This window comes from Streptomyces himalayensis subsp. himalayensis, from assembly GCF_013778455.1.
GTDB lineage: Bacteria > Actinomycetota > Actinomycetes > Streptomycetales > Streptomycetaceae > Streptomyces > Streptomyces himalayensis.
Genome location: NZ_JACEHE010000086.1, coordinates 1 through 1,326, shown reverse-complemented (window position 1 = coordinate 1,326; position 1,326 = coordinate 1). Strand labels below are relative to the sequence as shown.

Genomic DNA, 1,326 nt, shown 5'->3' with positions numbered 1-1,326 from the left:
GTGATGGGTTCACTCGGTCGGGTGATGGGTGGGGAACGTGTGGTGGGGAGTCGTACGGGTGTGTACGTTCGGTGATCGTGAAGCTGGTCGTGCAGGTCAAGATGCTGCCGACGCCCGTGCAGGCGGCACTTGAGGCGACCCTGCGCGCCTGCAACGAGGCTGCTGGATGGGCGAGCGAGGTTGCCTTCGACAAGGATGTGAAGAGGAACTTCGCGCTGCGCGAGCACACCTACGCCGAGATCAAGGCCCGGTGGCGGCTGGGTGCGCAGGCCGCCCAGCATGTGATCAAGAAGGTGTGTGACGCGTACGCCACGCTGAAGGCGAACCTGAAGGCCGGGAACCTGGGCAAGCCGGGCTCGAAGCGGTACCGCCGTGCCGTGGACAAACCGATCGCGTTCCGTGCGCAGGGGGCGCAGCCGTACGACGACCGGATGCTGTCCTGGCAGATCGGCGAGCGGCGGGTGTCCATCTGGACCGTGCACGGGCGGGTGAAGGACGTGGCGTTCACCGCCTCCCCGGAGCAGCTGGCCACCCTGGCCCTGTACCGCAAGGGCGAGTCCGATCTCGTGTGCCGGGACGGCATGTGGTTGCTCTTCGCCACCTGTGAGGTGCCCGAGGCGCCGCTGAACGCGGATCCGGTGGACTTCCTCGGCGTCGACCTGGGCGTCGTGAACATCGCCGTCACATCCGACGGAGAGATCACGGCCGGGCGCGAGCTGAACCGGATCCGGATGCGGGAACGCACGCTCCGCCGCAAGCTCCAGAGGAAGAACACCCCGTCCGCGAAACGCCGCCTGAAGAAGCGCAGGCGCAAGGAGGCGCGGCGGGCGAAGGACATCAACCACAAGATCGCGAAACATGTGGTGGCCGAGGCGGAACGCACCGGTCGCGGGATCGCCCTGGAGGAGCTGACGGGCATCCGCGAGCGGGTACGGCTTCAAAAGCCCCAACGGGCCACCCACTCCAGCTGGTCTTTTGCCCAGCTGGGGGCGTTCATCGCGTACAAGGCCCGCCGTGCGGGGGTGCCGGTGGTGTATGTCGATCCGGCGTACACCTCCCGCACCTGCGCCGAGTGCGGGCATGTGGACAAGGCGAATCGGGTCTCGCAGGCCTGGTTCGCGTGTCGGTCCTGCGGCGTCGTTGCGCACGCGGACCGGAACGGCTCCCGCAACATCCGCGCCCGCGCGTGGGAGTTGTGGCGAAGCGGGGCCGAGTCAACGGCCCCTGCCCCGCCACCGAGTCATCGGGACGGGGCTGGACGCAAACGCAGCATCACCGCCAGTGATGCCCGTTGTGCAAGCCCGGGACCCGTCCCGGGTAGTTGAC

1 protein-coding gene is annotated in these 1,326 nt (G+C 68.0%); it reads left to right on the top strand.

Annotated features, from left to right (window positions below; genetic code table 11):
* The first annotated feature begins 77 nt into the window (after positions 1 to 77).
* Positions 78 to 1,325: an RNA-guided endonuclease InsQ/TnpB family protein gene (locus H1D24_RS41530; RefSeq protein ID WP_181662956.1), complete on the top strand. Its 1,248-nt coding sequence runs from the start codon at positions 78 to 80 to the stop codon at positions 1,323 to 1,325.
* Position 1,326 lies beyond the last annotated feature (1 nt).